The sequence below is a fragment of the Nonomuraea monospora genome (genome assembly GCF_039531895.1).
Lineage (GTDB): Bacteria > Actinomycetota > Actinomycetes > Streptosporangiales > Streptosporangiaceae > Nonomuraea > Nonomuraea monospora.
Window position 1 is genome coordinate 92,824 of the sequence record NZ_BAAAQX010000027.1, and the last position, 13,684, is coordinate 106,507.

Annotated in this window: 12 protein-coding genes; 5 read left to right on the forward strand and 7 right to left on the reverse strand. The window is 71.1% G+C overall.

What is annotated here, in order from left to right; translation table 11 throughout:
- Positions 1-7: 7 nt before the first annotated feature.
- Entirely contained in the window at positions 8-1,306 is a 1,299-nt protein-coding gene (locus ABD331_RS39825) for an MFS transporter (protein ID WP_344487221.1), read from the reverse strand.
- Between the two features lie 90 nt (positions 1,307-1,396).
- Here ABD331_RS39825 and ABD331_RS39830 point away from each other — a divergent pair, with 90 nt between their 5' ends.
- Genes ABD331_RS39830 through ABD331_RS39840 form a run of 3 tightly spaced genes read left to right on the forward strand, consistent with a single transcriptional unit; the run spans position 1,397 to position 3,523 of the window.
- Positions 1,397-2,032 carry a TetR/AcrR family transcriptional regulator gene (locus ABD331_RS39830; protein ID WP_344487222.1) on the forward strand — a complete coding sequence of 212 codons (636 nt, stop codon included), beginning with the start codon at positions 1,397-1,399 and terminating at the stop codon, positions 2,030-2,032.
- A gap of 54 nt (positions 2,033-2,086) precedes the next feature.
- Complete coding sequence (locus ABD331_RS39835; RefSeq protein ID WP_344487224.1) at positions 2,087-2,686, forward strand: TetR/AcrR family transcriptional regulator; 600 nt, start codon at positions 2,087-2,089, stop codon at positions 2,684-2,686.
- Positions 2,687-2,710: 24 nt separating this feature from the next.
- Positions 2,711-3,523 (forward strand): SDR family NAD(P)-dependent oxidoreductase, encoded by an 813-nt coding sequence (locus ABD331_RS39840; protein ID WP_344487226.1) that lies wholly within the window; start codon positions 2,711-2,713, stop codon positions 3,521-3,523.
- A 10-nt stretch (positions 3,524-3,533) separates the two neighbouring features.
- On the opposite strand, the gene uidA is transcribed toward ABD331_RS39840, so the two are convergent.
- Complete coding sequence (uidA, locus tag ABD331_RS39845; protein WP_344487228.1) at positions 3,534-5,285, reverse strand: beta-glucuronidase; 1,752 nt, start codon at positions 5,283-5,285, stop codon at positions 3,534-3,536.
- Entirely contained in the window at positions 5,285-6,472 is a 1,188-nt protein-coding gene (locus ABD331_RS39850; RefSeq protein WP_344487230.1) for a family 1 glycosylhydrolase, read from the reverse strand. The genes uidA and ABD331_RS39850 overlap by 1 nt, the downstream gene beginning before the upstream one ends.
- 91 nt (positions 6,473-6,563) lie before the next feature.
- Here ABD331_RS39850 and ABD331_RS39855 point away from each other — a divergent pair, with 91 nt between their 5' ends.
- A complete protein-coding gene (locus ABD331_RS39855; protein WP_344487232.1) occupies positions 6,564-7,181 on the forward strand; it encodes a TetR/AcrR family transcriptional regulator in 618 nt (205 codons plus the stop codon).
- Here the strand turns inward: ABD331_RS39855 and ABD331_RS39860 are convergent.
- Genes ABD331_RS39860 through ABD331_RS39875 form a run of 4 tightly spaced genes read right to left on the reverse strand, consistent with a single transcriptional unit; the run spans position 7,174 to position 12,321 of the window.
- Entirely contained in the window at positions 7,174-7,986 is an 813-nt protein-coding gene (locus tag ABD331_RS39860; protein WP_344487234.1) for a carbohydrate ABC transporter permease, read from the reverse strand. The genes ABD331_RS39855 and ABD331_RS39860 overlap by 8 nt on opposite strands.
- Complete coding sequence (locus ABD331_RS39865; RefSeq protein WP_344487237.1) at positions 7,983-8,912, reverse strand: carbohydrate ABC transporter permease; 930 nt, start codon at positions 8,910-8,912, stop codon at positions 7,983-7,985. The genes ABD331_RS39860 and ABD331_RS39865 overlap by 4 nt, the downstream gene beginning before the upstream one ends.
- Complete coding sequence (locus ABD331_RS39870; protein ID WP_344487239.1) at positions 8,909-10,174, reverse strand: ABC transporter substrate-binding protein; 1,266 nt, start codon at positions 10,172-10,174, stop codon at positions 8,909-8,911. The genes ABD331_RS39865 and ABD331_RS39870 overlap by 4 nt, the downstream gene beginning before the upstream one ends.
- 5 nt (positions 10,175-10,179) lie before the next feature.
- Complete coding sequence (locus ABD331_RS39875) at positions 10,180-12,321, reverse strand: hypothetical protein (protein WP_344487241.1); 2,142 nt, start codon at positions 12,319-12,321, stop codon at positions 10,180-10,182.
- Between the two features lie 283 nt (positions 12,322-12,604).
- Here ABD331_RS39875 and ABD331_RS39880 point away from each other — a divergent pair, with 283 nt between their 5' ends.
- Positions 12,605-13,594, forward strand: a complete 990-nt coding sequence (locus tag ABD331_RS39880) for a LacI family DNA-binding transcriptional regulator (RefSeq protein ID WP_344487243.1) — start codon at positions 12,605-12,607, stop codon at positions 13,592-13,594.
- Positions 13,595-13,684: the final 90 nt, after the last annotated feature.

Here is a 13,684-nt window from a genome sequence, read left to right on the forward strand (position 1 = left end):
TCTCGAGCTATCGGACGGACTTGACCTTGAGGAGCACGATCAGGCCCCCGGCCAGGGCGAGCACGGCTCCGGTGAGGTAGAGCAGGGTGTAGTTCCGGTCGGCGCCGGTCATGCCGGCGGTGATGATGAACGGGGCGACGAGCGGGGCGATCGCGCTGGGGATCTTCTGCGCGAACGCCACCACCGCCATGTACCGGCCCGCCTGCGCCCGGTCGGGCAGCACCGCGAAGACGATCGCCTGGTCCACGGCGGCGAACACGGCGATGGCGAGCTGCATCAGCACCGCGCCCGCGATCAGCGGCGGCAGCGAGTACGCGAACGCGTCCACGCACGCCCCGGCGACGAACAGCAGCGAGCCGATGAACGTGAACAGCTTGCGCCTCCGCAGCTTGTCGGACAGGAACCCGCCGGCCAGGGCGCCCGCGGACGCCGCCACGACGCCCAGGATCCCGATGGAGGCCACGACCCCGGCGACCTCCTTGACGGGCAGGTCGAGGCGCTGGGCGTAGAAGAAGGTGCCGAAGGTGGTGTTGAAGTACAGGCCCATGAAGAAGACGAAGCGGCCGAGCCAGTTCCACCCGAAGTCCGGATATTTCCGGGGATTGAAGACGAAGCTGGCGAACAGTTCCTTCGTGCTGACCCGGGCGGAGCGGACGAGCTCGTACGAGCTGCCCTCCGGCCTGAGCAGCGGCAGCAGCACGACCAGCACGAAGCCGATCAGCCCCGGCACCATGAACACCAGGAACGTGCTCGACGAGACCGCGTAGGCGACGCCGATGCCGATCACCGGCGCGATCTGCGTCATGAGGCCGGTCAGGGCCGACACCCGGCCGCGCTGATCCTCGGGCACGTGGTCGGCCTGCAGCGTCTGGATCGCTCCACCCGCCACCGACCAGCCGATCATCCCGAACACCCAGCCCAGGCCGATCAGCGGGACGGTCGGCGCGGCGGCCACGACGGCCAGCGCGGCCAGGCCCAGCAGCGCCCCGGCCACCAGGAAGGGCGCCCGCCGCCCGTACCGCGACCTGGTGCGGTCGCTCCACATGCCGATCAGCGGGCTGAGCACCAGGTAGACGAGCTGCGCGGTGCCGGTGACATAGCCGAGCGTCTCCTCGCGGCCCGGCGCGATCTCGGAGATGCGCACGGCCAGCGCGTACGTCAGCGGCACCATGAGCGCGATCGACGCCCCAAAGGCGGCGATCATCAGCAGCGCGAGATAGCCCGCGCCGATGTGCTGCAGCGGCGGCGCCGCGAGGCCTTCCGGCTCGGCGGCCTCCACAGCGCTGTCAGGTCGTTCTTCGGTCACTGGGGCTCCTCTGGAGTTGGGGTGGGTGCCCCCGCACATCGCAAAAGTAACCACAGTGGAAACTTTTTAGCAATACTAGAATCTGCACTCATGACCGCTCCAGAACAGCCCAAGGAACCCGCGAGACGCCGGCGCGGCCCGAACGCCGCCACCCCGGCCCGGCGCGCGCAGATCGTCCGGGCGGCGCTGGAGAGCTTCGCCCAGCACGGCTACGAGCGGTCGTCGCTGCGGGACATCGCCGCCCGCGCGGGCGTGACGCACGCGGCGCTGCTGCGGCACTTCTCCGGCAAGGACGAGCTGCTCCTGACCGCCCTGGCCCAGCGGGAGGCCGACGAGGAGAAGCTGGCCGCGCAGATCATCGAGTCGGGGCTGGCGGGCGGCAGCGTGCTGAGCGCGGTGCTGCGCGAGGAGTTCGAGAACCCCGGCTACCAGCGCAACTGGCTGGCGCTGTCGATCGCGGCGACCGACCCCGCGCATCCCGCGCACGCGTTCTTCGTCACCCGGCGCGAGCGCATGCGCACCCGCTTCAACAGCAGCCCGCTGCCCACCTCGCGGGACAGCGCGTACCTGTCGGCCGACGAGAAGGTCACGCTGGTGCTGGCCATGGTGGACGGCCTGCGCATCCAGGCCCTGCTCGACCCGTCCCGCGAGCCGCTGGGCCTGCTTGAGGTCTTCATGAGGCTGGTCGTCAGCCCGGAAGGCGAGGACCCTCCGGAGGCGCGTTAAGCTACACATGCAAGAAAACTTGCAGGTGTAGTTTTTCGACGGACGGGGTGCGCCGTGGCAGGCAGGGAGAACACCGACAGGCGCGTGCGCCGCACCCGATCCGCCCTGGCCGCGGCTCTGATCGAGCTGGCCGAGGAGCGGGATCTGTCCCGGATCAGCGTCTCGGACGTGGCCGAGGGCGCGGGGGTGAGCCGCTCGGCCTTCTACGACCACTACCGCGACGTCCACGAGCTGGCCGAACACGCCTGCACCGCCATGGTCGACGACCTGATCGAGTCTCTGCCCGGCCCCGCCCTCGACTCGGCGGACCTGGTGCGGGAGGCGATCGCGTCGCTGACGGCGTTCTTCGACAGCCTGGCCGGGCACGCCGGCCTGTACCGCGCGCTGCTCGGCTCGCAGGGCAGCGCGCGCGTCGCCGGGCACATCCGCCGCCGCGTCGCCGCCGTCATCCACGAGCGGCTGCGGCAGGCCGAGGCCGGCGCGTGGCCGGAGCGCGTCCCGCACGACGTGACGGCGGCGTTCACCGCCGGCGCGCTGCTCGGGGTGGCCACGGACTGGCTGGAACGCGGCTGCTCCCGGCCCGCCGCCGAGATGGCCGAGCTGACCTGGCCGCTGCTGAACGCGCAGTACCGCGTCAGCGCGAGCCGGAGCTGATTTCTCAATCCAAGGAGATGTCTCATGTCCACTGCTGATGTGTCGGGCAAGTCCCTCGCCGAGCTGGTCTCGCTGAAGGGGCGGCGCGCGGTCGTCACAGGAGGGGGTCGCGGCCTGGGCAAGGCCATCGCCGCACGCCTGGCCGAGGCCGGGGCCGACCTGCTGATCGGCGACCTCGACGAAGGGCTGGCCGTGGCGGCGGCCAAGGAGATCGCCGCGAGCCACGGGGTGCGCGCGATCGGCGCCGCCATGGACGTCACCGACGCGGCGGCCGTCTCCGCCGCCGCCGACCGCGCGGTCGCCGAGCTGGGCGGTCTGGAGGTGTGGGTGAACAACGCGGGCATCTTCCCGGCCGTCCCGCTGCTGGAGATGACCGAGCAGACGTGGGACCAGGTGTTCGCCGTGAACGCGCGCGGCGTGTTCGTGGGCGCGCGCGAGGCCGCCCGCCGCATGTCGGCGGGCGGCGCGGGCGGCGTCATCGTGAACATCGTCTCCACCGCCGGCTTCCGCGGCAGCGCTCCCGGCCTGGCCGCCTACGTCGGGTCCAAGCACGCCGCCCGCGGCCTGACCCGCGAGCTGGCGCTCGAACTCGCCCCCATGGGCATCCGCGTGCTCGGGGTCGCGCCGAGCTTCGTCCCCACGGAGGGCAACCTGGCGATGGCCGCCGCCGCGGGCGTGAACCTGGCCGACCTGCCGACCGACCTCATGCTGAACAGCCCGATCGGGCGGGTGGGCACCCCCGACGACATCGCGCGGGTCGCCCTGTTCTGCGCTTCGGACCTGTCGGCGTTCATGACCGGCAGCACCCTGCTGGCCGACGGCGGCGACACCGCCTGACCAGGGCGCGCTACCGGGGGTTCGCGGGTTTGCGCCCGGCGAGCCCCTTCCAGCGCGTCCGCAGCGCATGCGCGGCGGCCTTGGGCCGGCGGTCACGGGTGAAGACGCCCTTCTTGTTGCCGTCCACCCGGTGGATGCCGTGCGCGGTCTGGAAGTCGGCGAAGTTCCACACGTGCTCGCCGACGAACGCCTCGATCCGGTCGAAGACGCGGTGGTGCATCTCCAGGTAGGCCTGCTGGTACTCCTCTGTCCACGGCGTGTCCCACACCGAGTGCAGGCCGGGCTGGGTGTCGGCGCCGTACTCGCTCATCATGACCGGTTTGCCGAACCTCTCCGCCCAGCCGCGCAGGTCGCGCTCCAGGTACGCCTCCGCCGTGGCCAGGTCGCCGGTGGCGATGTACCAGCCGTAGTAGCGGTTGACGCACACCACGTCGAACAGGTCCGCGATGCGGTCGTTGTCGTGCGTGGCGAACATGACGGCGGAGTAGGTGACCGGGCGGGTCGGGTCGAGCTCGCGGGTGAGCTCGACCAGCGGTTCGAAGTACTCGCGCGCGCCCTCCTCGTTGGAGGCCGGCTCGTTGGCGAGGCACCACATGACGACGCTGGGGTGGTTCTTGTCGCGGGCCACCAGCTCGCGGATGGCCTGCGCGTGCGCGTCGCGGGTGGCCTCGCCGTACGTCTCCGGCGAGAACGTGGGACGCGGCGGCGCGCCGAAGAGCCCGGAGGCGACGGCCAGGTTGAGCCCGACGGCGGCGGTCTCGTCGATGACGACGATGCCGTGCCGGTCGGCGAAGTCCATGACCTCTTCCGCGTAAGGGTAGTGCGAGGTGCGGAAGGAGTTGGCGCCGGTCCAGTCCATGAGCTGGAAGTCGTGGACGAGGTAGGCGTCGTCGTGACCCTTGCCGCGCACGGGCGTGTCCTCGTGCCTGCCGAAGCCGGTGAAGTAGAACGGCTCGCCGTTGATGAGGAACTCGGTGCCGCGCACCTCCACGGTCCGCACGCCGAACGGCTGCGGGTAGGAGTCGCCGTCGATCTCGGCGACCAGCTCGTACAGGTACGGCGCGCCCGGCCGCCACAGGGTGACGTCCTCGATGCGCACGGTCCCGGTGGCGCCCTCGCCCACCGCGACCTGCGTGCCGGCGGCGTCGAGCACGCGGACCCGGACCGGCGTGGGCTCGCTGGTCTCCACCGTGTACCGCACCGTCCCGTCGAGGCCGGTGACGAGGGTGATGTCCTGGATGTGCACGGGCGGGCGGCTGCAGAGCCAGACCGAGCGGGCCAGCCCGGCGTAGTTGTAGAAGTCGTGCAGGTACGTCTGTCTCCTGCGGCCGTCGGCGGAGACGGTGATCGTGCCCGGCGGGATCGTGACGCCGGTCAGCTCGTTGCCGACCGCGACGGTGAGCCGGAACTCCTGCCCGGCGCGTACGTGCTCGGTGATGTCGGCCTCGAACGGCGTGTAGCCGCCGGTGTGCTCGGCCACCAGCACGTCGCCCACGTACACCCGGCCGTGGTGCGTGGCGGCGTCGAGGCGCAGCACGATCCGCTCGCCCGCCCAGCCGCGCGGCACGCGGACCTGGCGCTGGTACCACACCCAGCCGACGTGGTCGCGGACGGCGGGGTCGGTGAACAGGTCGTTGTAGCTGGCCGGGACGGCGGCCTCCAGGGCGGTGTCCAGCGGGCCGGGGCCGCCCTCCAGGGCGAAGCGCCACAGGCCGTCGAGGCTGACCAGCTCGCGGGTGGGGGTGGGGCGGGGCTTCAGCATCAGACCTCCCCGCGCCTGGCGACCTCGCCGAGCCAGGCCAGGCTGGGCTTCGGCTGCCGTTCGAACGTCTCCCGGTCCACCGCGATGAGGCCGAAGGTGGGCTCCCAGTGGCCCCACTCGAAGTTGTCCAGCGCGCTCCAGTGCAGGTAGCCCCGCACGTCGATGCCCTCGTCCAGGCAGTCGAACAGGTGGCCGAGCGCCTCTTGCGTGTAGGCGACGCGGCGCGTGTCGTCGGGGGTGGCGATGCCGTTCTCGGTGACGAGGATCGGCGTGTGGCCGGTCGCCTCCCAGGCGTGGCGGACGGCGATGCCGATCGCGTCGGGCCGGTAGGCGTTGCCGGTCATCGTGTTGTCCGGGTGCTGGGGGTGCGGGACCACGCCGTTGCCGTCCACGGCCTGGCTGGAGTAGGACTGCACGCCGATGAAGTCGTCGTCGCGGGCGGCCTCCAGGTAGAGGTCCTCGCGGATCCGGCGCACCTCGCGCAGCCTGGCCTCGTTGCCGGGGGTGGCGGTGAGCGCCTGGCAGGCCACCGTCCAGCCGACGGCCGCCCCCGTGCGCTCCTTCAGCACCTCGCGGGCGGCGTGGTGCGCCTCGGCCAGCCGGTCGCCGATCTCCGGGTCGGGGTCGGGCAGCACCGGCCGGGCCGCGCCCTCGACGGTGGGGCTCATCCACTCCTCGGTGGAGCGCTGGGCCCGCGCGTCGCGGGCCATGCCGATCATGAGGGCGAGCATGTTGGGCTCGTTGATCGTGCACACCCACGGGACGCCGCCCAGGATGCTCGCGGCCTGCCGCACGTAGCTCTGGAAGCGCTGGACGGCGTCGTCGGCGAGCCAGTCGAACCAGCGCGGGTTGGTGAAGTGGTGCAGGGTGACGACGGGGGTGAGCCCGAGACCGAAGGCGGTGTCGATCATGCGGCGGTAGTGGGCCAGCTCGGCCCGCGAGAACGCGCCGGGGATCGGCTCGACGCGCGCCCACTCGATGCCGAAGCGGTAGGCGTTCAGGCCTGCCTCGGCCAGCAGGCGCATGTCCTCGGCGTAGCGGTGGTAGCTGTCGATGGCGTCGCCGCTGCGCTGCATGCCGGGCATCGCCTGTTCGAGTGCCCACCAGTCGCTGCTGACGTTGTTGCCTTCGATCTGGTGCGGGGCGGTCGCCGCGCCCCAGAGGAAACCGGAGGGGGCTTTGGGCATGGTGGAGTTCCTTGCTCGAGACCATGGGGGTGACGCGTGGCGACACGCTAGCATGAAAACCGAATCGCGATACTAATTTGAAGGGGCGTCCATGACGGCATCCGGCAACCGCGGCCCGTACGCGAAGACCGCGGCGGTACGGCGCCGCGTCCTCGAGGCGTGCGTGGACGCCTTCGGCGAGACCGGCTTCTACGGCGCCACCATGAAGGACCTCGCCAGGCGCGCCGGCATCAGCCACACCGGCCTGCTGCACCACTTCCCGCGCAAGGAGGACCTGCTGCTCGGCGTGCTGGCGCTGCGCGACGAGCGCGGCACCGAGTTCCTGCAGTCGGCCAAGGTCCTGGACCCGGCCGCCGACCCCGTCGAGACACTCAACGGCATGATCGCCGTCATCGTGGACAACGAGCTGCGGCCCGGCCTCATGGAGCTGCACTGCGTCGTGTCCGGCGAGGCGACCTCGGCCGACCACCCCGCGCACGCGTACTACGCCGACCGGTACCGCAACCTGCGCCGCTTCTACGCCGAGACGTTCGCCGCGCTCGCCGAGCGGGGGCTGCCCCCGTCGATCGACCCGCCGATCCTGGCCACCATGACCGTCTCGCTGATCAACGGGCTGCAGGCGCAGTGGCTGTTCGACCGCGACACGGTGCGGGTCGAGACCGCGATCCGCCAGTTCTTCCGCGCGGTGATCCCCGGCCTGCCTACTTGATCGCGCCCGCGCCGATGCCCTTCACGATGTGCCGCTGCGCCATCAGATAGAAGATCACCACCGGCACGATGGAGATGGTGGTGGCGGCCAGGAGGATCTGCTGCTGCGGCGTCTCGGCGGAGGTGAAGGCGGTCAGGCCGCGCTGGATCGGCATGAGGGAGTTGTCCTCGAACAGGACGAGCGCCATGAGGTACTCGTTCCACGCGCCGAGCCCCTGGATGACCCCCACGGCGGCGAGGCCGGGCCGCGCCAGCGGCAGGATCACGCTCCAGAAGGTGCGCAGCGGGCCGGCGCCGTCCAGCGCGGCCGCCTCCTCCAGGGCGCGCGGCTGGGCGGCGAAGAAGCCGCGCATGATGAGCGTCGACATCGGGACGCCCGAGGTGATCAGGATCAGCACGTAGCCGGCCGGGTTGTTCGTCAGGTTCAGGGAGATGAGCAGCTTGTACTGGGCGAGGAACATGGCGGGCGCCGGGATGATCATCACGGCCAGGATGACGAACGTGAACGCGCCCTTGCCCGCGAAGTCGAGCCGCGCGAGCGCGTACCCGGCGAGGCTGGACACCAGCAGGATGCCGGCCACCGCCGACCCGGTGTAGAGGACGCTGTTGCGCAGGTAGACGCCGAGCTCGCCCTGCACCCACGCGGTCACGTAGTTGTGCCACTGCGGGTCGGCGGGCAGGAGGCTGTCGTTGGACAGCAGCTCCGTGAGGCTCTGCAACGACCCGGACAGCATCCACAGCAGGGGGAACAGCGCGATCAGCGCGGCGACGCCGAGCAGCCCGTACAGGCCGACCTTCATCCTCATGCGCGGGACCTCCGCCTGGCGATGGTGAGCTGGAGCACGGACAGCAGCACGAGCGCGCCGCCGAAGACGACCGACATGGCCGCGGCGCTGCCGTAGCGCCAGTTGACGAACGCCTCGTTGTAGATGGCGAGGGTCGGCACCATCGTGTGGTGGCCGGGGCCGCCGTTGGTCAGCACCTGCACGGTGCCGAAGATCTGGAGCGCGGCCAGCAATGTGAGCAGGCTGACGATCGAGGTGACGGGGGCCAGTTGCGGCCAGGTGATGTAGCGGAACTTCGACCAGCGGTTCGCGCCGTCCAGGTCGGCGGCCTCGTACAGCTCCTTCGGCACGTCCTGCAGCCCGGCCAGGAAGAGCAGGAAGCCGAACCCCCAGTGGAACCAGACGAACACCGCCGCCACGACGGGCAGCGCGACGGCCGGGTCGCCCAGCCAGTTCTGCCCGTCCACGCCCACCAGGCCGAGCAGCCGGTTGAGCACGCCGGAGCCGGGGGCCAGGATGAAGGAGAACAGCAGGCCGACCACGACCACCGACAGCACGCCCGGCAGGTAGAAGACGGTGCGGAAGAACGTCCTGCCACGGACGACGCTGTTGACGGCCAGCGCCATGCCCAGCGCGACGCCGTTGCCGGCGACGAACCCGACGACGCCGAAGAACAGCACGTTGCGCATGGACGCCCAGAAGATCGGGTCGGAGGCGACGAAGGCGTAGTTGTCCAGCCCCACCCACGGGGTGTCGGGGCTGACGCCGTCCCAGGACTGGAAGCTCAGCAGGATGGCCTGCGCGAACGGGGTGATCGTGAAGATCCCGACGAGCGCGACGGCCGGGGCCAGGAACAGCCAGCCGATCAGGTTGCGGTGGAGGGTGCGCCTCCCGCGCGGCGCCCGGGACAGGCGCCGCGCGGGAACCGCGAGCTGCCGCGTCGTCATGACGTGCGGTCCTGCGCCGCCTGGATCGTGGCCAGCGCCTCGTCCACCGTCGTCTCGCCCAGCACCAGGCGCTGCGACTCCGCCTTGATCGCGGTGTGCACGTCAGGGGTGAACGTCGTGGACATCACCTGCATGGACTTCACCCCGGCGGCGAAGCCCGCGAGCTGCCCCGGGATGTCCGCACCGGCGAGCAGCTCCGGGTTGGTGGGCAGGATGCGGGCGGTCTTGGCGAACACCGCCTGCTGCTCCGGCTCGGTCAGCCACTTCACGAACGCCAGCGCCTCCTTGGCGTGCTCACCCCTCGGGTTGATCACCGCGCCCTTGCCGGGGATGCCGGGCGAGCGCGGGTCGTGGACGCCGCCGGGCGCCTTGGGCAGCCCGGTGGAGAAGTAGTCGTCGAACTCCGGGTTCGTCCGCAGGCCGACCGCGATGCCGGGAGCGGCGTCGAAGATGGCGCCCAGCTTCTTGGTGAAGAAGGCCGACTCCACGTTCGGGTGGTCGTCCTGCCCGCCCGGGATGGAGTCGTCGGCCAGCACCCCGGCCTTCTTCAGGTCGAGCAGGAACTGCAAGGCGTTGCGCCAGCCGTCCTGCTTCCAGCTCGCCTTGCCGCTGAGGGTGGCCTCGATCTCGGCGTCCGTCAGCCAGTTCGAGGCCAGGCCCTGCACGACGGTCGGCGTCTGGGAGGCCGCGATGGAGAGCTTCGCGCCCTTTGCGGCCAGCGCCTCGACGAATTCGGTCGTCGTCGCGGGCGGCTCGTCCGCCGTGATGCCGGTCAGCGCCGGGTTGACGAGGAAGCCGTACGTCTGCGTCTCCCAGTGCACCGAGTACGTGCCGGGCTTGACGCCCAGGTTGTTGCCCTCCTGGAAGGCCGACATCCTGAGCACGGCCGGGCTGAAGTTCTTGCTCCACCCGGCGTTCAGCTCGGCTGACAGGTCCATCGCCCAGCCGGCCTTGTAGAACGGCGCCATCTGCGTCGCGTCGAAGGACGAGTAGACGTCCGGCATGGACCTGGACTGCGCCTTCGCCTGCAGCTTGGGCAGGTAGTCGACCGGGCCAGGCGTCTCGACGGTGATCTTGACGCCGGTCTTCTGGGAGTACTGCTGCGCGAGCTGCGTCAGCGCGGCCTCCTGCCCGCGCGACTGGTTCATGAACGTCAGCTCGACGCCTCCGGTGGCGGATTCGTCGGGCGACGAGCAGCCCGCCAGGGCGAGAGCCCCGGCGACCGCCAACGATGCCGCCTGTACTGCGAGTTTCGTACGCATGGTCCTCACCTCTGGGAAGCCTTCAATGTGGTAAGCCCTTCTGACGTGATCACCCAGCCGCCGGGAAGCTCCGCCCCCCGCTCCACCACCGCGGCGAGATGCGCCATCGCGGCGAGCAGTCCTCCATTGGCCGGGAGATAGATGGTGAGGAAGCCCGGCATTTGCGGATTGTGTCCGTTGGGGAGGAAGACGTTCTTGGGGGAGGGCAGCAGGAGCGCGCCGAGCGCGCGACCGGCGTCGCCGAGCCGCGCCGCGGTCATCGCCATGACGGGGTAGTCCCAGCCCCAGCTCGACTGCAGGTCCCAGCGCTCCCACACGGAGTCGAGCGTCGCCGACATCGTGTCCGGGTCCACCAGGTACGTGTCGGGCAGCCAGCCCAGCGCCATGAGCATGGACGGGTGATCCTTGCGGATCAGCAGCGGCGGGGTCGCGAGCGCGGCGTAGGTGCCGTCGGGCAGCACGGCGGGCCGGCGCAGGTTCCGCGCCACCCGGTCCCACTCCCCGTCCGGTTCGAGACCGAGCCTGGCCCGCCACTCGTTCGCCACGCCCAGCGCCCACGACCAGTACGCCAGCTCGAACGTGGGATCGCTGTTCGTCGCCCGGTCGAGGAGGTAGCTCTCCTGGGCGGGGATGAGCGGGGGCGGGAGCGTGAACGAGCCGTCGCGCTCCTCGGCGAAGTCGGCCATGAAGTCGGCGGTCGCCTCGACGAGCGGGTAGTGCTCCCGCAGGAACGACTCCCCGCGCCCGTGTCCTTCGCCGCGCAGCAGCTCCAGCAGGTGGATGACGTGCGGCTGCTGCCACAGCAGGAAGACGCCGATGTGGCTCGGCGACTCGCGCGCGGACGGATCGGTCTGCTTCGGCCAGCGCGCCCCGCGATACCCCTGCCGCCGGGCGGTCGCCCGCGCCGCCTCCAGCGCCCGGTGGTACCAGCGCAGGCTGCGCTCCAGCAGCCGCCCCCGCCCCCACATCGGGAAGTGCGCCGCGTGCCACCAGTGCATCTCCAGGTGGAACTTGCCCGACCAGGTGTTGTAGGTCAGGCCCGACTCCGCGGGCGGGGTGGCCCCTGCGCTGTTGACGGCCGTGAGGTACTGCGACAGGACGAGCCGCCGTTCCAGCTCCGCGGCCCGCTCGTCGGTGCTGCCGTCGAGGCTGACGGCGCCGCCGCCGCTCCAGTACCCGGCCCACCAGGTCCGCGCGGCCTCCAGGACGGCGGAGAACCCGGCCTGGCCGTGCGGCCCGTGATGGTCCGGCGTCAGCGTCACCACGACCTCGACGACGGCGCCGTCCGCGCGGGCGACGGCGGACTCCCCTTCCTCGCGCAGGCCGCCGGTCGTCCGGACGCCGACGCTGTAGGCCAGCGCCTCCACCGTGCGCCGGGCGATCCAGTGGCCGGGCGTCCGCTCGTCCCAGACCGTCTTGTTCGCGAGCGGCAGCTCGAAGGCGGCCAGGTCGTCCGGCTGCTCGTCGAACACCCAGGCCACACCCCACCCGCGCGGCAGCAGCCCTGACTCGACCCGCACCGCGAAGCGGTGCTCGTGCGGGTCGGCGACGGTGGTGACGCTGACCCGCTCGCCGTCCAGCACGTACGTGGCGTGGATCGTTCCCGACCACAGGTCCAGCTCGGTGCGGACGTCCGACAGCGCGGCTGGATCGCCCAGCTCCGTCCCGTCGGGGCGGACCAGGGCCAGGCGGCCGAGGTGGGCGCGGCGGGGGTTGAAGTGGTACCAGGCGCCAGGGACGAACTCCCCGGCGATCGGGTCGCCGGCCCGTTGCAGGCCCATGCGGTCGAGGTAGGGCACCGGGCCGCGGGACGTCTCGTACAGGGTGGCCGTGTCCTCGATCCGGAGCTCCCGGTCGGGGCGCGTCTCGTACCAGCCCCAGCTCGACTGGGTGCGCAGGGGGATCTGGAAGTCGTCGGCGTCGAAGTCGCGCGGGCGCTGCTCGGGCAGGCCGGACAGCCCGTCGCGGGCGACCCGGTGCGGGTCGGGGACCAGCTCGTGGAAGGACGGGAACGTCTGCAGTCCTGACACGTCGACCGTGAGCGCGATGTCGCCGTTGCCGACCGTGAGGACGCCGGTGGGGTGCGCCGAGGTCAGCACGGGGTTGTGTCGTCGTACGAGCCGTCGGCGGTCGATTGCTGGGGGCATCCTCGTCTTTCCTCTTGCTCTCGCGCGGGCGTCCCGACCAGGCGGGCGGCTCCGAGTGCGAGTTAACGTAGCCGTCACACAGCACGCAGGTCAAGGAAAAACGTGTACCGGTCTACGACGCTACTACTAGCCAACGCGGCTGCTTTGTGGACGTATGGCTATCCTCCATAGACCGGTCTACACGCGGGAGTGATCTCGGCGGCGTAGGATCGGCAGAACTCGGCTTGAGAAGGGGATGCCCATGGTCGCGCCTGAGCGGCGACGAAGAGTGACCATTTCCGACGTGGCGAAACACGCCGGGGTCTCCAAGGCGGCGGTCTCCAAGGTGATCAGGAACGACTACGGGGTCAGCGACGCCATGCGCGACCGCGTCCAGCGGGCCATCACCGAGCTGGACTACCGGCCCCAGTCCGCCGCGCGGGCGCTGCGCGGGCGGGCGTACACCATCGGCGTGCTCATGCAGCACATCGGCATCCCGTTCTACGCCGAGATAGTGACCGGCCTGGTGGACGAGCTCGCCGAGTCCGACTACCAGGCGATCATGATCCAGGGCGGCACGCGCGACAAGACCGAGAAACGCGCCATCGACGCCCTCATCGACCGGCAGGTGGACGGCATCCTGCTGATCGCCCCCCTGGCCGGGCGCAGCCACCTGGAGCAGGTGGCCCGCGAGATCCCCACCCTGGTGCTCGGCAGGCACGACAGGTCCCCGGCCTACGACTCGATCGTGGACGACGACAGGGTCGGCTCCGAGCTCGTCATGGAGCACCTGATCGGCCTCGGCCACCGGCGCATCGGGCACATCACCTTCGACAAGGAGCACGGCCAGGCCGCCGACCGCACGCCGCGCATCAGGGCCGAGACCTACGAGCGGGTGATGCGCGACCACGGGCTGGACGGCGACGTCGCCGTCGTCGCGACCTCCTACACCGAGGAGGGCGGCTACCGCGGCGCCCAGGAGCTGCTCAGCCGGTCACCGCGCCCCACCGCCATCTTCGCCGGCGCCGACGAGGCGGCACTCGGCGTCCTGGCCGCGCTGCACGAGGCCGGGCTGTCCGTCCCCGGCGACGTCTCCGTGGCCGGTTACGACAACACCAAGCTGGCCGCCCACCCCCGCATCGCACTGACCACCGTCAACCAGGACGGCGTCGTCATGGGCCGCACGGCGGGGCGGCTGCTGCTGGAGCGCATCGCGGGCCGCACCTCGGCCGTGCACTTCTCGGTCATCCCCAGCCTGGTCGTCCGCGGCTCCACCGCCGCTCCCCACCCGTGAGGCGGCACGCTCGCGGCCGAGCGGCGCGACCCCCGCTGATCAATCCTGCTACCTGCCGGACAGCATTCCCTGACCTGCGGAACCAGACCC

Coding starts and splice junctions, on each gene's coding strand:
- ABD331_RS39830 (WP_344487222.1), top strand. CDS start 1,397: ATGACCGCTCCAGAACAGCCCAAGGAACCCGCGAGACGCCGGCGCGGC.
- ABD331_RS39840 (WP_344487226.1), top strand. CDS start 2,711: ATGTCCACTGCTGATGTGTCGGGCAAGTCCCTCGCCGAGCTGGTCTCG.
- uidA (WP_344487228.1), bottom strand. CDS start 5,285: ATGCTGAAGCCCCGCCCCACCCCCACCCGCGAGCTGGTCAGCCTCGAC.
- ABD331_RS39850 (WP_344487230.1), bottom strand. CDS start 6,472: ATGCCCAAAGCCCCCTCCGGTTTCCTCTGGGGCGCGGCGACCGCCCCG.
- ABD331_RS39855 (WP_344487232.1), top strand. CDS start 6,564: ATGACGGCATCCGGCAACCGCGGCCCGTACGCGAAGACCGCGGCGGTA.
- ABD331_RS39860 (WP_344487234.1), bottom strand. CDS start 7,986: ATGAGGATGAAGGTCGGCCTGTACGGGCTGCTCGGCGTCGCCGCGCTG.
- ABD331_RS39865 (WP_344487237.1), bottom strand. CDS start 8,912: ATGACGACGCGGCAGCTCGCGGTTCCCGCGCGGCGCCTGTCCCGGGCG.
- ABD331_RS39870 (WP_344487239.1), bottom strand. CDS start 10,174: ATGCGTACGAAACTCGCAGTACAGGCGGCATCGTTGGCGGTCGCCGGG.
- ABD331_RS39875 (WP_344487241.1), bottom strand. CDS start 12,321: ATGCCCCCAGCAATCGACCGCCGACGGCTCGTACGACGACACAACCCC.